The following is a 1,123-nucleotide window of genomic DNA, read 5'->3' on the forward strand; positions in this document are numbered from 1 at the left end:
CTGCGTAACCGTGCCGTGCTGGAAATGCTGTGGAGTACGGGGCTACGGCGGTCAGAGCTGTCCGGGCTGATGCTGGCCGATGTGGACGTGGGGCGCGGCGTGCTTGTCGTCAGGCAAGGTAAGGGGAACAAGGACAGGGTTGTGCCAGTGGGAATGCGTGCGCTGGTCTGGGTACAGCGCTATCTGGACGCGGTACGGCCGAGGCTGACGACAAAACATGACAGCGGTTATCTGTTCGTGACGATATGGGGGAAACGGCTGGCGCGGTCAACGCTGACGATACTGGCAGGCCGGGCGATACGGGATGATGCACACCTGAAGAAAGCGGGCGCGTGTCACCTGTTCCGGCACTCGATGGCGACGCAGATGCTGGAGCGCGGGGCAGATACGCGACACATCCAGGCTATCTTGGGTCATGAGAAGCTGGAAACTACACAGATATATACCCGTGTGGCTATCGGTCATCTGAAACAGGTGCATGAGAATACGCACCCAGCAGAGCGCAAGCCGAAGCCCCGACGCCGGAAGAAAGGCAAACCGGACGCTACCGTGTCGCCGGATAGCCCGAAAAAGTAGCTCACTCCCTTCAAAGCCGCAGGACGGTGCAGGGCAGAAAGCCCTCGTCCCTGCGGGCTTACTGCCTTGTTCAGCTAAGGCGCTCCGGCGGTAAATGCCGCCCGGCCAGCGCCCACCTTCATCACTCTCTGCCAGTCACGTTGCTGGCCGAACGTCATTCAACATAATGTGGCATTACGCGAAAGATGCTGGACGCATCCAACGCGTAACACACATTATGTCGGCGCCGGTTGGGTGATGGGCGCGCTGCGGACTGCTTCAACAACGGTGAGCGGCTGGCCGCCGGGGTTCAGCTCTTGGGCGCTGTGTGGCGCACAGCTCGCAGGCTCGCTCTGCTGTCGGCCTCTGCGTTCCTTCCCTGGCTTCAACGGTGTGGCCGCCTTCCCTGGCGGCGCAGGCTCCGGCGTCAACACTCGGCCAACATCAACCCCAAAGCAGAAGCCGCTCCTTCGTCACGGCGCTTAACGGCTTCACCTCGCCCCCGCCCCAACCCCGCTGCACTGGCTGCGCCCGGCTCGCAGTCGCAGGCTCCTTGCTCGTTCCCGTG

Annotated in this window: 1 protein-coding gene; it reads left to right on the forward strand. The window is 62.4% G+C overall.

What is annotated here, in order from left to right:
- Window positions 1-576, forward strand: a 576-nt coding sequence (locus tag OI69_RS18635) for a tyrosine-type recombinase/integrase (RefSeq protein WP_039354149.1), incomplete at its 5' end; no start/stop codon positions are given.
- Window positions 577-1,123 lie beyond the last annotated feature (547 nt).

The organism is Pectobacterium fontis, from assembly GCF_000803215.1.
In the GTDB taxonomy this organism is placed as follows: Bacteria; Pseudomonadota; Gammaproteobacteria; order Enterobacterales; family Enterobacteriaceae; genus Pectobacterium; species Pectobacterium fontis.